Origin of the sequence: Streptomyces sp. NRRL F-5630, assembly GCF_000719475.1 — a bacterium.
Taxonomy (GTDB): domain Bacteria; phylum Actinomycetota; class Actinomycetes; order Streptomycetales; family Streptomycetaceae; genus Streptomyces.
Genome location: NZ_JOGO01000042.1, coordinates 37,433 through 54,277, shown reverse-complemented (window position 1 = coordinate 54,277; position 16,845 = coordinate 37,433). Strand labels below are relative to the sequence as shown.

Sequence of the window (16,845 nt, the reverse complement as noted above, 5' to 3'; positions counted from 1 at the left end):
TCTCCTTGACGCCAACGCCCTCGTCGTCCCCCTGACCCACCCCTATGCCGATACCGGCGAAGGGTCCGGTCCGACTCCCCAACTGCTGGCAGCCCTTTCTGCGGGCTTGAAGAGGAAGTGGCCTGATGCCGTCGCCTATCCCCAGGCCGGATGACCCGACCACGGTTTCGCCGCACCCACGGGCCGGTGCGCCGACCGTGCTGAAGATCGTGATCGCCGGGGGCTTCGGCGCCGGCAAGACCACCGCCGTGGGCGCCGTCAGCGAGATCACACCTCTGAGCACAGAGGAGTACCTGACCGAGGCGAGCACGGACGTCGACAGCCTGGCGGGCATCGAAGCGAAGCAGACCACGACCGTCGCCTTCGACTTCGGCCGGCTCACCCTGCCCGACGCGCCGATGCCTCTGGAACTGTTCCTGTTCGGCACGCCGGGCCAGGACCGGTTCGTCGACCTCTGGTACGACCTCTCCCGCGGAGCCATCGGCGCGATCGTCCTGGTCGACACCCGCCGCTTGGAGAGCAGCTTCACCCCCGTCAACTTCTTCGAAGCCATGGGCCTGCCCTTCGTCGTCGCCATCAACCAGTTCGACGGGGCGCACCGCTACCACCCCGAGCAGGTCCGCACCGCTCTCGAACTCCCCTCCGCCGTACCTGTGGTCACCTGCGACGCCCGCGACACGAATCACGTCGCCGGCGTTCTGCTGACCCTCGTCGACCACGCCGTGAACAGCGCCACCACCAATCGCACTGGTCACGCCCCATCCACGACCCTCCAGGACGCCTGATGTCACAGCACCCCAGCGACCCCTACCGCGCACCGCAGACCGCCCCGTCCGCAGGGTCCTTGCCGTGGCGCGACATGCGGGACACCACCCGCGGTCCGTTCACCACCGCCCTCACCAGCCAGCGGCCTCAGCAGTCGCTGGAGCTGGCGCAGCGTTACGAGCTGCTCAACCGCCTGGGCGTGCCCCCGGTGGCCAACGAGGACTTCGACGACCTGGCCCGCGACATGGCTGAGAAGGCCGGGTTCCTGTACGGGTTCGTCAATCTGTTCCTGGAGGAGCAGACCTTCATCGGACTGCACCAGCCGCCCGCGGACAGCGGGTACGTGATCGTCGGCCGCACCATGAGCCGGGACCACGGCTGGTGCCCGGAAGTCATGGCCCGCAAAAAGGCCCTCCCGCTGCACGATGTTCACGCCTCACCGCGCTTCAGCGGCAATGCGGTGGTTGACGCCGTCGGGATCCGTTCCTACTTCGGTGCTCCACTGATCCACGACAGCGGCACGGTGCTGGGCACGGTGTGCGTCATCGACCCCGAGATGCGGCCTCTGGCCGAGGCCCGCCCTCTGCGGGACATCGTCATCGACGCCAGTGCGCAGGTGATGGACCACATCACCCGCGCCCCCGTCCGCTAGGCCGTTCCACCACCCCCACCCGGGAGCCGCAGGCGATCCCCGGCCGCTCCACGCGTTGCGACCTTCATCCAGGGAGAGGGAGACCATGCCCGCCACACCCACCACGCCGCCACCGGCGCTGCGTCCCTACCTCACCGCCCGCCACGACCTGCTGTGGCAGGAGGCGGACGCCTTCGCGGCCGAGCACGTCATGCCGTGCGCCGCGCGGATGGAGGCCGCTCCGGGCAGGGTGGAGCGCAAGGTCGCCGGCCTGATGGCCGTCCGGGGCTGGTTCGCCGTCACCGTCCCGGACGTCTTCGGCGGGCTGGGCGCCGGACACGTGGCCAAGACGATCCTGGTCCACCGCATCGCGCGGGTCTCGGCGGCTGCCGCGGCCATCCTGCAAGCCACCCTCATCCCCGCCGGTGCCCTGCTGCACTTCGCCTCCTACGAGCAGAAGGGCCGCTGGCTTCCCCAGGTCGGGGACGGCTCCCTGCTGCTATCGATCGCCGTGACCGAACCACACGCCGGGGGGCACATCGGCGGTATCGAAACCACGGCCGAACGCGTCGGCAACGAGTGGGTGATCACCGGCAGCAAAATCCATATCGGCAACAGCCACGTGGCGGGGGCCCACCTCGTCATCGCCCGCACCGCCGCACCGAAAGTGAGCACCTCGCAGGCGCTGACCGCGTTCATGGTCGAAGCCGACCGCCCCGGGCTCTCCGTCCCCGCCCATCGTCCCGGCCTCGGCCTGCACGGCTTCTCCGCCGGCCGCCTCGACCTCGATCACGTCCGCGTCCCCGAGGACAACATGGTCGGTGAGGTAGGCCAGGGACTGGCCGTTGCCCAGAGCAGCAGCATCCTCTACGGCCGCCCCAACCTGGCCGCCCTCAGCCTCGGCCTCCATGAAGCCGCCGTGGACACCACCACCGCCCGTCTCAAGACCCGTCCCCGCTACCAGGGCACCCTGTCCGACCTGCCCGTTCTGCGGGACCGCGTCGGCGACATGGAGGCCCGCCTGCGCGCCGCCCGGATACTCGCCTACCAGGCCGTTCACCTCCTCGATCAGGGGCTGTCCTGCGACGCCGACCTGATCAACGCCAAATACCTCGGCCACAAGTGGGCCGTGCAGTCCGCCCAGGACGCCATGGAACTGCACGGCGCCCACGCCCTCGACGGCGACTACCTCCTCCAGCGTCTGTGGCGCGACATCCAGCACACCTACCCACCGGCCGGTACCGGTGAAGTCCAGCGCATCCGCCTGGCCGACGCAGCCTTCGACGAGGACCACATCCAGTGGTCCGAACGCCTCGCCGCCGAAGCAGCCTGGGCACACCCCGACCCGACCGCCGCATGAGCCCCCGTGCGCGGCGCCCCGTGAACCCCAGCGCCACGCACAGGCCCGCCCCGCCAGCCCTCGCCCCCCAGCTGAGGTCGACAGACCCCCTTCGGTGACCGTCATCCAAACCGAGAAAGAGACATCCGTGACTCCGCTCATCGCGACCCGAGCACCGATCACACCCCTGCAACCGGCCCTGCAACGCATCGCGCAACACCTCGTGGACGGGCTCACCACCTGCGAGATCGCCACACGAACCGGTCTGACGGTGGGCACAATCCGCCAGTACATTCGCGACATCCGCGACAGCGTGCACTGCCCGCCCCGCTGCAAACCGCAGGTGCTCGTCCACCTCCTGTTGGTTGCCGAGCAGGTTGCCCTGCCCACTTCTGACAGGCCAACACCGGAACTCAACGCGGAGCAACTGCTGCTGCTGCGGGCGGTAGCTGAGCACAGCGACTCCAGCGACGTCGCCCTCGCAGCCAGACTCGCGCCCGCCGACGTCCGATCCGCGATCGACCAATTGCTCGACGAGACGGGGGCCGCCGATGTCACGCAGCTCGTCGTCCTGGCTCACGCGTGGGGCCTGCTGGGCACGTGGCCCGCTACTGGGCAGCCAGCGACAACGGCACCCCGGCCGCGATCTCCCGCACCGTGAAGCGTGCGGATCGAGGTCGACCCTGACCTGTCCGACCACCACATCCTGCGGATCCGCATAAACGCCGGACGTTTCGCAGAGATCCTCAACCACGCCGCAGAGTAGAACGCCGCCAGCTCAGGCATTCGGCGGATGGACTTAAGCAACTTCCGGGCCGGACACCTGAAGGACAGCCCGGAGCACGCTGACGGCTTGGCTAGGTCCCGTCGCCTTCCGGACTCCGCGTCCTTCCCTGACCGCTCAGCCAGACACCGGCTTTCGTGTCTGGAGAAGTGGCCGCCGAGAGCGATGAGCAGGCCGAAGGCGTCGTCCCAGCGCTGGACAAGGCCGCTAAGAATCCCCGGCGGGCGCAGGTTGCTACGGCCTGACGCCACCCCACCGACTCCCGGGCGGGCGACTGCTCAGAGGCTTTCCCCGCCGTCGCCACCTGGTAGCAGACCCCGAGGTCCGAACGAGCCTCGGCATCCCGCAACACCCACTCATAGGAGGCATACATGACCGCCACCCAGAGTCCGACCCCTCCCGAGCAGGCGGGCCTCGTGAAGGCCGATGTCGACCCGTTCGGGCTCGACATCACCTTCATCGAGGGCACGCCGGCGACCGAGACGGTCCTGATGTGCAGCACGGGCGACACCTGCGGCAGCTCCTGCCCCAGCGCCTGCACCACCTCGTAAGCCGGGACGCCCCGGCAACGAGGGCCGGACGGGGGCTCTCCCCGTCCGGCCCGCCCAGCCCGCCACGCCAGAAGATGAGGAGAGCCCTGATGACACGGCGACGGCCCACTCTGTACGAGGCCACGGGACAGGCCATGCTGCGCGCCGCGGTGCACACGAGCGAGCCCGCCATGCCGCCATGGCCCGCAACCACGGCGCTCGCGGACGAGTGGCGCATGTGGCTGAGCACGGTGTGGTCCGACACCGGCTTCCGTCGGGCCGTGTCGCAGGCGAGCCCTCACCTGGCGGACCAGGTGCAGGCCATCATCGACGGCCGCACACCGAAGGCGCGTCGGATGCGCCGGGCGGCGCTGGCCACTGCCCGCTACGCGATCCGCTACGCCCACCGCTCGACCCCTTACGGTCTTTTCGCCGGCGTCACCCCGCTCTGCTTCGGCCAGACCACGTACGTCCGCATCGGCGACGAGCACCAGGCCGTGGCCCGCCCCGATCCGGTCGGGCTGGAGGAGATGCTCAGTGCCTGGGAGAGCGATGCGGCACGCATGGCCGACGCCGAGGTCTGCGTCAACACCCTGATCCAGCAGCGCGACCAGCACATCCACGTGCCCTCCGAGGGCGACGCTGAGTTCCGCCTCGCTCTCAGCCCCGCGCTGCGTCTGGTACTCGACCTAGCCCGGTCGCCGATCGGGTTTCGCCACTTGTCCGACAAGCTGGCCGCAGAGTTCCCCGCAGTGGGCAGTGCCGCGCGCGGCCGGCTGCTCGGTGAACTGCTGCGGGTGCGGGTGTTGCGCTCCTCGTTGCGCGCGCCCGCCACCGCCGCCGACCCCACCGATGTCCTGCCGCCCGCGGCACGCGCGCAGACGGCCAGCCTGCGGACAGCATGCGACGTGCGGTTGGACGCCGCCGTGCGGGTGTCCGAGCGGGTGCTGACCGAGGCAGAGACCGCAGCGACCGTTCTGGCCCGCCTGGTAACTCATCCGGCCGGGACACCGACTTGGCGGCGGTGGATCGAGCAGTTCTCCGAACGCTACGGCGAGAACACCGGGGTGCCGGTGGAGGCGGTGACGGACCCCGACCGGGGCGTGGGCTTCCCGGCCGGATTCGTCACGGCGAGCGAACCGCCCCGGCCGATGTCCCGGCGCGACCGCCTGCTGCTGGAGCTGGCCGGCACCGCAGCCGTCGAAGGCAGCCGCACCGTCGCGATGACTGGGGCGATGATCGAGGAACTGGAAGCAGCGGCGGGTGACAAGCCCCGCGACCTGGCGCCCCACCTCGAACTGGCCGCACAGGTTCACGCCGCCTCCGCTCCGGCCCTGGACCGGGGCGACTTCCGGCTGCGCGTGCTGACCGTCTCCCGCTCAGCCGGATCGATGACCGGCCGGTTCTGGCACCTCTTCCCCGGCACCGAGACGGCGTACGCGCATCTGCCCACCGTCGATCCGGAGGCGGAACTCGCGCAGCTCTCCTTCCACGCCGGACGGGTGGCGGCCGACCTGCTCACCCGCGCGCCCCAGGCCCCGCCCCGGATCGTGAGCGTCGGCGAATTCCGCCGCCCCGCCCCGCACGTCCTCTTCCCCCGCGACCTCGCGGTCACCGTCACCGACGGCCGCGCCCAGCTGGTGGAATCCGCGACGGGCAAACCGCTGGAGCTACTGGCCCCCACCGCCATCAACTTCCTGTGGAACAACTACACCCCGCCGATGGCCCGCTTCCTCGGCGAGATCAGCCGGGCCGCCTCCCCGCAGGTGACCTGGTTCGACTGGGGAGCCGCCTGGACCCTGCCCTTCACCCCGGCCCTCACCTACCGGCGCACCATCCTCACCGCCGCCCGCTGGAAGATCCGCAGCCGCACGCTCCCTGCCCGCACCGCACCTCTCCAGCAGTGGGCGCACCAACTCCACGCTTGGCGTGCCCGGTTCCGGGTGCCGGAGCGGGTCCTGCTCGCCGAGGACGACCAGCAGCTGCCCCTCGACCTCGCTCGCGACGTCGACCTGGACCTCCTGCGCGCGCACCTGGACGCCAGCCCCTTCGGCATCGCCACCTTGCACGACGCGCCCCCGCCGGACGCCGACGGGTGGATCGGCGGCCGGGCCCACAGCATCGTCGTCCCCCTGGCCAGGCGCTCATGACCGCGACGACCGGGCCTCGCACGCAGGACCTGTCCGAGGGTGCCCTGGGGATGGCCCTGCTCGACATCGAGCGCCGCGACCTGTCCACCGCCCGCCGCCACCTCGCCCAGGCCACCGCCCGAGGGGTGAGCACCGGCAACAACGCCAGCCTCTTCCACGGCGCGCCCGCCCTGGAGTTCGTCCTGGCTCGCGCCCACAGAGCCGACGACAACGTCCGCGCGGCCGTCGACCGCGTCGTGGACGCCCGGCTCGCCGCCGCCCACCGCCGCCAGGCGGCCGGCGCGCTGCCCCACCTCGCCGAATGGGACCTCATCCGCGGCCTGACCGGTCTCGCCGCCCTCCTGCTCTCCCGACAACCGCCCGTGCCCCGGCTGCCCGACGTGCTCGCCTGCCTCGTCGCGCTCGCCCACCCCACCCCCGGTGACGGCCGGACAGTGCCCGGGTGGTGGTCGCCTGTCGGCCCGGACGGGGAGGAGATGGCCGGCGGGCACGGCAATAACGGGATGGCTCACGGCATCGCCGGGCCCCTTGCCGTGCTCTCCCTCGCTCTGCGCGACGGCATCAGCGTCCCCGGTCAGGTGGAAGCCGTCGACACCTTCGCGACCTGGCTCGACCGGTACGGCGCACACTACTGGTCCACCGCAGCCCACCTGGACGCCGTCCAGCCGCCCGCGCCTGAGCCGACCCGCCAGTCCTGGTGCTACGGCCAGCCCGGCATTGCCCGCGCCCAGCAGCTCGCCGCGCTCGCCCTCGGCGACCCCGCCCGCCGCCGGGCGGCCGAGGACACCATCAAGACCACCCTGACCGACCCGCTGCACCTCGCCCGCATCACCGACTCCACGCTCTGCCACGGCTGGGCCGGGCTGCTGACGCTTACCCGCGCGGTCGCCGCCGACAGCCCAGCACCCGACCGCTTCAGCCCGATCATCCAGGAACTGCACCGACGGCTGGCCACCAGCTGGGAGCGCCTGCCCAAACCCGGATTCATGGAAGGCCGCGCCGGAGCCCAACTCGCCCTGCAGGCCGCCGATGCCACCGGCTGGAGCCGCGCCCTCCTGCTCACCTGACCCCCGAACCTGCCGACGTGCAAGGAGTTACCTCCCCATGACCTTCGACGACGAGAACCTGCCGACCCTGCCGGCCACGTCCTGGTGGCACGCATCCGTGGCCTTCGCCGATCCGCACATGGACGCTGCTCGGGCCCTGGCGTGCGCGCTGGCCAAACACCGCTTTCACTTCCTGCGCAAGGACGCCGGCGTGCGCCTGCGCACCGAACAGCCCGTCGCCAACTTGCTGGACCAGCTCGTCGCCGACGGAGTGATCACCGGCTGGGTGGGCGGTATCTACGAGCCGGAGACGCACGCCTTCGGCGGCCCCGAGAGCATGGAGGTTGCGCACGAGGTGTTCTGCGCCGACAGCCCGATCGCGCTCTCCGAGACCGGCAGCCCCGGCGCCCGCGAGCGCAGCGTGATGCTGCTGTCCGCCATGATCCGCGAGGCCGGGCTGGACCCGTTCGAAGCAGGAGACGTCTACGCCCAATGGGCCGCCCTACGTCCCCCCATCACCCCGCCCCAGGGCCCCGCGCTGAAGCAGGCCGCCTCCGCGATGCGGCAGCTGATGAACGCGGACGCCGCCCTACGCCCCGACGCGGAAGCCGGCTGGGTCGAGCGCGTCACCGCGTTCGAGGACGCCGGCCGTCGGCTGCGCCGGCTCGCCGCAGACGGCCGGCTGATACGCGGAATCCGGGGCGTCATCGCCCATCACGCGATCTTCGCGTTCAACCGCGCAGGCGTGCCTGCCGACGCGCAGGCCGCCACCGCGTGGCTCGGCCGTCACGTCGCCTTCTCCAGCGGAGAAGGCGACGTGTCTACCCGCAAGTCCGCCTCCGCGGACCCTAACCTCCCCCGAATGGAGACCACCGTGACACCCGAAACCGACCCCAGCCAGCTGCGCGAAGCCCTCGCCCAGCGGCTCGCCGACAGCGGCCACCTACGCAGCCAGGCGGCCATCGATGCCTTCCGCACCACCGACCGGCACGCCTTCCTGCCCGGCGTCGACCTGGAGAGCGCGTACAAGGAGGACGCGGTCCCGATCAAGCACGACGAGCACGAAGAGATGATCTCCTGCATCTCCGCGCCGTCCATCGTCGCCACCCAACTCGAACAGCTCGGCGCCCAGCCCGGCCACAAGATCCTGGAAGCCGGAGCCGCCACCGGCTACAACGCCGCCCTCCTCAGCAAGATCGTCTCCCCCGGCGGGCAGGTGTGGACCCTCGACGTCGACCAGGACCTCGTCGTCGGCGCGAACAAGAACCTCTCCGAAGCCGGCATCGACAACGCCACCGCGGTCATGGCCGACGGCGCGGCCGGACTGCCCGAACACGCCCCCTACGACCGGATCATCTTCACCGTCGGCGCCGGCGACGTCCCCGTGAAGATCCTCGACCAGCTCGCCCCCGGCGGGCGCCTGGTCCTGCCGATGCGCATCCGCGGCAGCATCTCCCGCTCCTTCGCCTTCGAACGCGACGGCGACACTTGGAAGACCGACTCCTGCGAGATGGCCACCTTCATCCCGCTGCGCAAGGGCGTCTGCGACGACGTGTACACGCTGGTGTCGATGGCCGGCGAGGGCAACGTGCGCCTGGAGACGTTCAGCGAGCAGGACGTCGACCGCGACGCCTTGCGTACCGTCCTCGACCAGCAGCAGACCAAGATCTACACCGGGGTGAAGTTTCGCCAAGGCTCGGCGTGGGAGTGGCTGTACCTGTACCTGACCTGCGTGCTGCCCAACGGCCTGTCCCGTCTGCCGGGCCAGCGCCCCGGCTTCACCCCGCACTTCGGCTGGGGCTCCATGGCCGCCCTCGACGGCGGGTCGCTCGCGTACCTGACCATCCGTGAGGGCGAGGACGAGAAGGGCCGGTACTGGGAGGTCGGCGTCATCGGCCACGGCGAGGGCGGCACCAACCTCGCCGAGCGCGTCGTGCACGAGATCCGCGCCTGGGACGCAAGCGGCGGCAATGACACCCCCGAGCCGGGCTTTCGGATGGCCGTAGCGGACTCGCGTGACCGGCTGACGGGCGACGACCCGCGCTTCGTCGTCGACAAGCCCTACAGCCGACTGGTCGTCGACTGGGCGCGCAAGGGCTGAGCAGATGATCCCCGCGATAGCCAGCCGCATCCCCCTGGTCCGCCGCACCAAGGCGCCAGCGCTCCCCCTGGAGCAGCGCATCAACCACCTCACCGGGCTGACCGTCGCGCCGGCAGGTGCGGGCCACCACGACCTAGTGGCCCGCACCTGCGGAGTCCTCAACTACGCAGCACTCATCGCCTCCGACACCGGTCTTCCCCGCCTGGCCGAGGATCTGTGCTGGCGCCAGCACCAAGTCTTCGCCGACGCCGGAAGCCTGCGCGGTCGGGTCGCCGTCATGTCGTTGATGCCGCTGGTCAACCTCTCCCGGCTGCTGACCCGCGACGGCCAAGGTGAGGCCGCCTACGAACTGCTGGTCCGCCTCAGCCACGCCGCTCGGCAGCGGAAGAAGACCGAGATCGGCGGCCGAACCGTCGACCTCTCACCCCTGACCGGCGCCCACGAGGACCACCGCACGGTGTGCCAGGAGCTTTACCTAACCCTGCTCGTGGATGGCGCCCGCGCCCTCGCCCGAATCGGACGGTGGACCCAAGCCGCCGACGCCATGGCCCAGCACCGCGGCATCGGCAACCGGCTCCTCGACGGCCGCCAGATCAAGATCATGGCCCTCATGGAGCAGGGCCTGGACCAGCAGGCCCGTGACCTGATCGACACCACGCAGCCCACCGAACCCTGGGAGGTGGCCGTCGCGCTCCTCCTCCGCGCCCACTGCCGGCCCACCAACGCCCCCGTCCCCGAAGCTGATCTGGACCGCACCTTTGATGAAGTCGCCCAACTTCTTGCCCAGCCCGATCCACCGACCGCCGTCTTCCAGACCCGGACGGCCCTGTCAGCCCTGGAACTGGACCACTCCGGACGCCATGCCGCCCGGATACTCGACGGTCTTGTCAGCGTCGCCCGACTCGACGCCTACGCAGCACGAGACGCTCTGCACCACCCGCTCGCCGCGTCAGCCCTGGACGACGAAGCGACAGCCGGGCTGACAACGGTGATCGCGGCAGCCGGACTGGGAGCCGGCGTTCTGTCCGCCCGCGACCACGTACTCCTGACAGGCGCGGTCGATCTCGCGGAGAAGAAGCTGGCAAGGCTGCTGCAAGAGCGGACCGGCGCGACGCCCTGATGCGGCAGAAGCCGTGCGCCACGGGCCGATCGAACTCATTGGCCTGTTAGCGGATTCCTTCTCGCCATCCGACTCCTGTCCGGCCAGTGGTCTGACCCGCAGACGGCCGGACGGGGCAGACCCCCGGCGCAGGAGCCGCCCTCCGCTCCGCCGGGCAGAACAACGACAACCAAACCATAAAAGGGGCATGAATGAACATTTTGATCGAAGATCACGCAGGCACGGAATTTACCGCGGTCGCGAAGGACCTGGAGGAGACCGTGCGAGCCGTCGCCCCTCTGGTCGGGGAGGTGACGGGACTGGAGCATCCGGACACCGTGGTCATCGAGACCGTGAGCCCGAAGGGCTGGGTGAAGCAGATGCGCCGTCTGGACAAGGCCCATTTATTCCTGATGAATGGCCTTGCTCGTGCTCAACTTGGGCTGCGAGCATGTCGCAGGTCCCCCCTGAGAGTCGCCGGGCCTTCCGGCGGTCGAGCGATGCTGCGTGAAAGGTCTTCTGTGATAAGACGCATTCTCCTGCCTGCCCTGGTCACATCCGCGCTCGTCGCGGGGGTGGCAGTTCAGTCGACGGCCTCCGCTGCGGACACCCGTGAACGAGCCTCGGGGTCCTCGATCAGTGACGTCTCCTCTCCATTAGACAAAAAACGCTTGGACAGCAGCGGCAGTCGGCCCGGCCTCAACGAGGCAGACTGCGAGAAGGCCCGGAAACAAGCCATGCGCGCCTCCGACTCGGCGCAGGCATACGGCTGCCTGACCTGGCTCTCTCCAGCAGAGGGCAAGACAGCCCTCGGTAAGGGCGCAGCTACCTCCGCGGTGCTGGATGTTCCGCTGCCAGTCAATGAGTGCACAGGCGACGAGGACGGAGCCTGGTACGCCACCCGCACCATGCAGTGCCAGATCGACCCGAACGTGAAGTACTCCTATTTCAGCAGTGACAACAAGCTGCTCGGCACTGCCCTGTTCGCCACCGCGCAGCAACTGGACTTGGCCACAACCAGTCTGCAGTGGACCGAGACTGACCAGATCACCATGCTGTCGTCCACAGGGACACTGCCTGCCGGCCTGGGAGTGTCGTGGACCACCAACTGTTCCTCCTCTTGCACCCCTGGTACGACGAAACCCTGGACCACGGCCCCTATCAGCGTCGGTCAAAACCTCAAGAGCACCTACACCCTCACTGACCAGCCCTCAACGGTCTACGAGTACATCGACATCGACTACCAGCTCCGCATCGGCTCACCCAACGCCATCGACCTGCTGCCACCCATCACGTGGGGCGGCGCCGAAGTCCGCTGCGACAACAAGATCTCTCTTCCCAACAATGCCGGTTGCGTGGTGCCCTGGTACACCCCGACGCTGCGCCTCCCACGATCCGAGTACGGCGCGTCAGCCGACATGATCGAATGGGCCCAGAAGAACCTCTCTGGCCACTGGGGACTGCGCGGCACCGGCCAGCCCCTCCACCGCCTGCAGGGTGAGACTCAGTCGGCGGGGAACCGGAACATCATCTGCGGAACCTCCAAGTTCACCAAGGACCCCAACGTGCAGGACGATTCCTGCGACGAGTTCCCCTTCGCTGGCAACTACGAAAGCGGCGCCCTCAACGGCATCACCCATGGCAAGGACTGCGCACAGGTAACGGCAGTTCGCGCAGATACTACGGGTGACTTGGCCACGGACTGGCCCACCGTGACCACTGTCGGAACTGTCACCGGCAGCGAAAAATGTGTGCGTGGACACATCCCCAAGGCTCTCAACACAGACGCGGGTGGCGCCTACGGGGCTTTCGTCGTGAGGCAGCGGCTGGCAGACAACGACCCGTTCTGGCTGAGCATCACCTTCTGACGGCTCGCTGCATCAGCAGACAGGACACATCGACGGTCAGCCTCGCACGTGCCGGAGGCTGACCGTCGGCAGGGGGCCGTGAGCGATCTCGGGTGGCAGCACCAGGCCGAACTCCCGCTCCAGCGCCAGGAGCGCGCTATCGGGCGCGGACCATTCGTCGGATTCCCAGTTCTCCTCAAGAAAGAACCCGACGTCGCTCAGAGCATGGTTGAGGCGCGAGGCATCGATGCCCTCTGCTGGCTCAAACATCCAGGCGTTGAAGTGAGCCAGGAGTTCCCCGTCACGCGCATGCGAGATCTGAGTAGTACTGTCCAGCAGTTTCCAGACCGAAACCGCCTCGGTCCCAACCGACAGGCGGGTGAGCACTGGGGTCTGCAGCAGCCGCCCGTGGGCTTCGACATCCAGAAGGATGGTCCATTCCCCGCTGCCACACACTCGCACTGCGGGTGACTCGAAGCCGTGCCCGAAATGCTGGATCGCCTCCTCGTCCGTAAATTGCGGGTACGGAGCTTGACCGGCGACGTCCAGCCGGGCGACCACATCATCAGGCGAGAGCCACCGGACGCATGTGATGCCGAACAGATCCAAGGGCACACAATCGGCGAGTCTTGATTTCGCCACTTCTCTTCCTCCTTCGGCTACGCGGTCATCACGCGCCGTACTCGTACCTCGGTGCCATGCCATGTCCGGGCGCTAGTAAGACTGTTGAGGACAGACAAGACCACTGTAACGTTCAGCCCTCACCGAAGCCGGAGTCGCCACCAGACGGGGTCATGTCCCTTGTCGTGGTGTGGGCGATCAGTCGTCTGACGTGGCGGGTAGGAGGATCGTGTCGTCGGGATAGAGGGCGTCCATGCTCTCGTTGGAGAGGTAACGGCGGGGGAAGGCGATCCATTCGTCGTGGAGTTCGGCGAGGACCGCGGTCGCGAGGCGGAGGACTGCGGGCGGGTTCGGGAACACCTGGACGACGTCGGTGCAGCGTTTGATCTCCCGGTTCAGCCGCTCCAGTGGGTTGGTGGACTGGATCTTCTTCCAGTGCTGGTGGGGGAAGTCCGCGAACGCGGTGAGGTCTTCCTTGGCCTCCAGCAGCATCTCTCTGACCTTGGGGAACTGGCGGCCGAGCATGTCGGCGACGGTGTCGAGCTGGGTGCGGACGGCGTCCGCGGTGGGCTGGGCGAAGACCGTGCGGATCGTCGCGGCGACCATCTCCGCCGACCCTTTCGGGATCACGGCGAAGACGTTGCGGACGAAGTGGACCCGGCAGCGCTGCCAGGCGGCGCCGAGCATGACCTTGCGGATCGCTTTGACCAGACCACTGTGACTGTCGGAGATGACCAGGCGGACGCCACCCAGTCCGCGTTCTCGCAGGTGACGCAGGAACTGGGCCCAGAAGGCTTCGGTCTCGCTGTCGCCGACCATGACGCCGACGACTTCGCGGCCGCCGTCCTGGGTGACGCCGGTGGCGATGACGACGGCCTGGGAGACGATGCGGTGGTCGACGCGGGCCTTGACGTAGGTGGCGTCGAGGAACAGGTAGGGGAACCGGATGTGGTCCAGCGGGCGGGTGCGGAAGGCGTCCAGCTGTTCGTCGAGCTCAGCGCAGATCCGGGAGACCTCACTCTTGGATATCCCGGTGTCCGAGCCGAGGGCTTTGACCAGGTCGTCGACGGAGCGGGTGGAGACGCCGTGGACGTACGCCTCCATGATGACCGCGTAGAGGGCCTGGTCGATGCGCCGGCGGCGCTTGAGGAGGCTGGGGAAGAAGCTTCCGGCCCGCAGTTTCGGGATGGCGAGTTCCAGGTCACCGGCCTGTGTGGTCACTGTCTTCTCACGGTGTCCGTTGCGCCAGGTGGTGCGAGTGTCGGTGTGTTCGCCCCACTCGGCGCCGATCTTCGTGGTGACCTCGGCCTCGATCAGTTCCTGCAGCAGCCTCTCGGCGACCTCGCGGACGAGTTCAAGACCATCAGCCGAACGTAGTGACTCAAGCAGGCGAAGTAGGTCATGCTGGGACAAGGCCACCGTGCACCCCCTGGGATCGAACTGCCCGTTCACTCCCGACAGTTGCACGGTGGCCTGCCAGTTGAGCAGGGAGCAGACGCCGGCAGACGGTGCACCCCAGGGAGCAGAACCCGCGCACTCAACCGCGAAGATCCCCTACACCACACAGCGGGACGCCATCCCAGACGGGGTTCACGAGCAGCCTGTCCCGGGCGTAATCGCGGGGTCGTGCGGCTTGGGCGCGCCATAGAGATACAGCCGCCAGTTGCCCGCACCGGCTCCGTGGAATTCGGGCCGTGAGCAGCAGTAGCCCGCTCGGGTGGACCTTACGAACGCGATCCCCGCAACTACCTGGCCTTCCTCGGCCTCGCAGCCGCTCTCTGCTGCTACAAACGGTTCCTCAAACTGACCATGTAGGAGACTGTGTTAGTGGGTCCGTTCTGCAGATTCGGCACCGTAGGCCACCGACCTGGGCAAGGACGCGCAACATAGCGCGGGATCGCCGGTTGGCCAAACCGGCGATCCCGCGCACCATAGATAGTCCACCGCCACGCCCTGCCCGTACGTTGAGAGGCTTCTCCCACGACCGCAGACACGACACGTAGCGCAGCCCGTCACGAGGCCAGCAGCACCGGGCGATCACGCCGCCGCGTAGCTTGCCCTGAACAACTCCTGCGCCCGCTCGACATCCCTCGGGGTACGCAGCTGCACCTCCAGATCACCCGTCCCGTGGTGACCGAGACCAGACACGTCGCGGGTGAAGCCCGGGACAAGGTCGATCTCCTGCGGGTTCACCTTCAGATACACCAGCAGCTTGCTGCGCTGCGGCGGGCACAGGCAGGCGAAGTTCCGCAGCCGCTGATAGGCCCGGTAGGTCTTGCGCTCCACCCGGTTCACGCCGTCCCCGAGCCCGATCAGGGCCTCGTCTACCGCGCCCGCCAACTCGCGCATCGCCGCACCCTGGGCATCAACCGCCGCCCCGGCGACCGCCCCGCGCCGTGCCCGGCGGGCCACCTGCATGCCGCCGCTCACGGAGGCCACGGTCTCAAGCCCGACCAGGTCCCGGCCGAAGAGTCGGTAGCGAACCAGGTCGATCGAGCGCCGGTGCTCGCGCACGGCATGCATGTCGTAGCGGGTGAAGTCGCCGGCGATACAGATCAGGCGCGGTCCGCTCCACAGAACCTGGGACGCGGCCGTCACCCCGAGCCGGTCGCGGACCAGGTGCTCGAACTCCGCCCGGTGGTCCATCAGCCAGGCCAGGTAGAACAGGCCCTGATTGATCACGCCGACATCCGTGCCGCGCTTGTACTCGACGATGACCGGCGAGCCGTTCTCGTCCAGCCCGAGCGAGTCGATCCGGCCCCCGTGCACCGGTCCCGTGCTGTACTCGCTCGCCAGGAACCGGACGCCCAGCAGCGTCTCCACGTGCGCCTCGACAAGGCCCTGCACATCGGCCTCGATCTCAGCAAGACGCGGCATGACCTCAGTCATGCCGCTATTCGTCGTGTCCATGCGGAACAGCTTCAGGCCCGACACCTTCCCCTCCTCGGCTCGGAGAGCACCAACGCCGATGAGGTGCGGGATTGTTTCCGCGAGAGGCTTCGGGGGCGTGAAGATGATGTGAGACCTTACGCATGGCCACGATCAGGGAGCGTCCGTGTCCCCCGGTCACCGAGAAGCCGCGATTCCCCCATGCGTCCCCCACGACCTCAGGGACAGCGCCGGGAAGCTGCGTTTACGCAGGTCAGTCCCCGTAGCTCAGCGGGTGGAGCAGGCGCCTTCTAAGCGCCTGCTCTATCACGAGGCGCACCCTGCCGTGGCCCTTCGGCTCCGGCGGGCTGCCCGGGAATGCATGGAAGTGCGGAAGCGGAACTCAGGAATCAGCCGTCGAATAGATCCGCTTGCTCCCAACGGGCCGGCGCCGACTCGCCTGAGTCGAGCAGATTCCCAAGCTGCGCCGCTTCCTCGTTGGACAGCCCTAGAAACAACCGAAGCGTGGTTCCCAGCAATTCAACGAAGGGAACAAGCGCTCTTGCTCCCGGCGGGCTGGCGATCCTGCTGATGAAATTACACCGCAGGGGAACTCGGGTGGATGTCAGAGCCTGCGCTTCAATTACGCCCTCTTCACGCCCCAGCGCGGCGCTAATGCCGTCCAGTTGCGGGTCATGAGTGACGTCTTCACCCGGCGCGTCATAGCCGATACTGCGGTTTGTCATCAGCATGCGGATGGATGTCAACGGGATAGAAAAAGCGGCGGCGCGTTCCCGGACCTCCGCCAGTAGGGGTGCGTCAAATTCTTCGGGAGCGTGGAGATCCTTGCGACTGGAGGCCACATAGGCGATGAACCCGGGGCCGTGAAGGCCAAGATGCCCATCCTTGATGACCCAGCGCCACGCGTCACCGGTGCTCGGTGAGTCCGGTTCCACCACCATGCAGACGTGCGCCTTCCACGATTGCACCGCGCTGCGCATCAACTGCTGGAGGTTGGGGGTGTCCGTGATGCCTGTCCGCAGAAGAGTCTTGGCGTCCACGAG

Annotated in this window: 14 protein-coding genes and 1 pseudogene; 11 read left to right on the top strand and 4 right to left on the bottom strand. The window is 68.5% G+C overall.

Features of this window, described 5'->3' with window-relative positions; genetic code table 11:
* The first annotated feature begins 197 nt into the window (after window positions 1-197).
* The 10 genes from IF99_RS0119720 to IF99_RS35040 all read left to right on the top strand — a co-directional run bounded on the left by IF99_RS0119720 (window position 198) and on the right by IF99_RS35040 (window position 12,313).
* A complete protein-coding gene (locus IF99_RS0119720; protein WP_037827195.1) occupies window positions 198-785 on the top strand; it encodes a GTP-binding protein in 588 nt (195 codons plus the stop codon).
* Entirely contained in the window at window positions 785-1,417 is a 633-nt protein-coding gene (locus IF99_RS0119715; protein ID WP_030997910.1) for a GAF domain-containing protein, read from the top strand. Before IF99_RS0119720 ends, IF99_RS0119715 begins: the two co-directional genes overlap by 1 nt.
* Window positions 1,418-1,502: 85 nt before the next feature.
* Window positions 1,503-2,756, top strand: coding sequence for an acyl-CoA dehydrogenase family protein (locus IF99_RS0119710; RefSeq protein WP_030997909.1), 1,254 nt, complete (start codon window positions 1,503-1,505; stop codon window positions 2,754-2,756).
* 127 nt (window positions 2,757-2,883) lie between these two features.
* A complete protein-coding gene (locus IF99_RS0119705) occupies window positions 2,884-3,396 on the top strand; it encodes a DNA-binding protein (protein WP_051703583.1) in 513 nt (170 codons plus the stop codon).
* Window positions 3,397-3,890: 494 nt separating this feature from the next.
* Window positions 3,891-4,070, top strand: a complete 180-nt coding sequence (locus IF99_RS0119700) for an FxLD family lanthipeptide (RefSeq protein ID WP_030997907.1) — start codon at window positions 3,891-3,893, stop codon at window positions 4,068-4,070.
* A gap of 89 nt (window positions 4,071-4,159) precedes the next feature.
* A complete protein-coding gene (locus IF99_RS0119695) occupies window positions 4,160-6,199 on the top strand; it encodes a lantibiotic dehydratase family protein (protein ID WP_234340767.1) in 2,040 nt (679 codons plus the stop codon).
* Window positions 6,196-7,266, top strand: coding sequence for a lanthionine synthetase LanC family protein (locus IF99_RS0119690; RefSeq protein WP_030997905.1), 1,071 nt, complete (start codon window positions 6,196-6,198; stop codon window positions 7,264-7,266). The genes IF99_RS0119695 and IF99_RS0119690 overlap by 4 nt, the downstream gene beginning before the upstream one ends.
* A gap of 37 nt (window positions 7,267-7,303) precedes the next feature.
* On the top strand, window positions 7,304-9,346 hold the full coding sequence (fxlM, locus tag IF99_RS0119685) for a methyltransferase, FxLD system (RefSeq protein ID WP_030997903.1): 2,043 nt from the start codon (window positions 7,304-7,306) through the stop codon (window positions 9,344-9,346).
* 4 nt (window positions 9,347-9,350) lie between these two features.
* Window positions 9,351-10,466, top strand: a complete 1,116-nt coding sequence (locus IF99_RS0119680) for a hypothetical protein (protein ID WP_030997902.1) — start codon at window positions 9,351-9,353, stop codon at window positions 10,464-10,466.
* Between the two features lie 191 nt (window positions 10,467-10,657).
* Entirely contained in the window at window positions 10,658-12,313 is a 1,656-nt protein-coding gene (locus IF99_RS35040; RefSeq protein WP_234340766.1) for a hypothetical protein, read from the top strand.
* Window positions 12,314-12,349: 36 nt separating this feature from the next.
* On the opposite strand, the gene IF99_RS0119670 is transcribed toward IF99_RS35040, so the two are convergent.
* Window positions 12,350-12,934: a DUF6461 domain-containing protein gene (locus tag IF99_RS0119670; protein WP_158716628.1), complete on the bottom strand. Its 585-nt coding sequence runs from the start codon at window positions 12,932-12,934 to the stop codon at window positions 12,350-12,352.
* Window positions 12,935-13,111: 177 nt separating this feature from the next.
* The gene (locus IF99_RS0119665) at window positions 13,112-14,332 is read right to left on the bottom strand and encodes an IS256 family transposase (RefSeq protein ID WP_030997898.1); all 1,221 of its coding nucleotides are present in this window, start codon (window positions 14,330-14,332) and stop codon (window positions 13,112-13,114) included.
* Window positions 14,333-14,638: 306 nt separating this feature from the next.
* Between IF99_RS0119665 and IF99_RS34405 the strand changes: the two are divergent.
* Window positions 14,639-14,728, top strand: a pseudogene (locus tag IF99_RS34405) (IS5/IS1182 family transposase); the annotation flags it as partial.
* Between the two features lie 222 nt (window positions 14,729-14,950).
* Here the strand turns inward: IF99_RS34405 and IF99_RS0119660 are convergent.
* Complete coding sequence (locus IF99_RS0119660) at window positions 14,951-15,847, bottom strand: DUF5655 domain-containing protein (RefSeq protein ID WP_030997897.1); 897 nt, start codon at window positions 15,845-15,847, stop codon at window positions 14,951-14,953.
* Window positions 15,848-16,191: 344 nt separating this feature from the next.
* Window positions 16,192-16,842, bottom strand: coding sequence for a hypothetical protein (locus IF99_RS0119655; RefSeq protein WP_030997896.1), 651 nt, complete (start codon window positions 16,840-16,842; stop codon window positions 16,192-16,194).
* Window positions 16,843-16,845 lie beyond the last annotated feature (3 nt).

Coding starts and splice junctions, on each gene's coding strand:
- IF99_RS0119715 (WP_030997910.1), top strand. CDS start 785: ATGTCACAGCACCCCAGCGACCCCTACCGCGCACCGCAGACCGCCCCG.
- IF99_RS0119710 (WP_030997909.1), top strand. CDS start 1,503: ATGCCCGCCACACCCACCACGCCGCCACCGGCGCTGCGTCCCTACCTC.
- IF99_RS0119700 (WP_030997907.1), top strand. CDS start 3,891: ATGACCGCCACCCAGAGTCCGACCCCTCCCGAGCAGGCGGGCCTCGTG.
- IF99_RS0119695 (WP_234340767.1), top strand. CDS start 4,160: ATGACACGGCGACGGCCCACTCTGTACGAGGCCACGGGACAGGCCATG.
- IF99_RS0119690 (WP_030997905.1), top strand. CDS start 6,196: ATGACCGCGACGACCGGGCCTCGCACGCAGGACCTGTCCGAGGGTGCC.
- fxlM (WP_030997903.1), top strand. CDS start 7,304: ATGACCTTCGACGACGAGAACCTGCCGACCCTGCCGGCCACGTCCTGG.
- IF99_RS0119680 (WP_030997902.1), top strand. CDS start 9,351: ATGATCCCCGCGATAGCCAGCCGCATCCCCCTGGTCCGCCGCACCAAG.
- IF99_RS35040 (WP_234340766.1), top strand. CDS start 10,658: ATGAACATTTTGATCGAAGATCACGCAGGCACGGAATTTACCGCGGTC.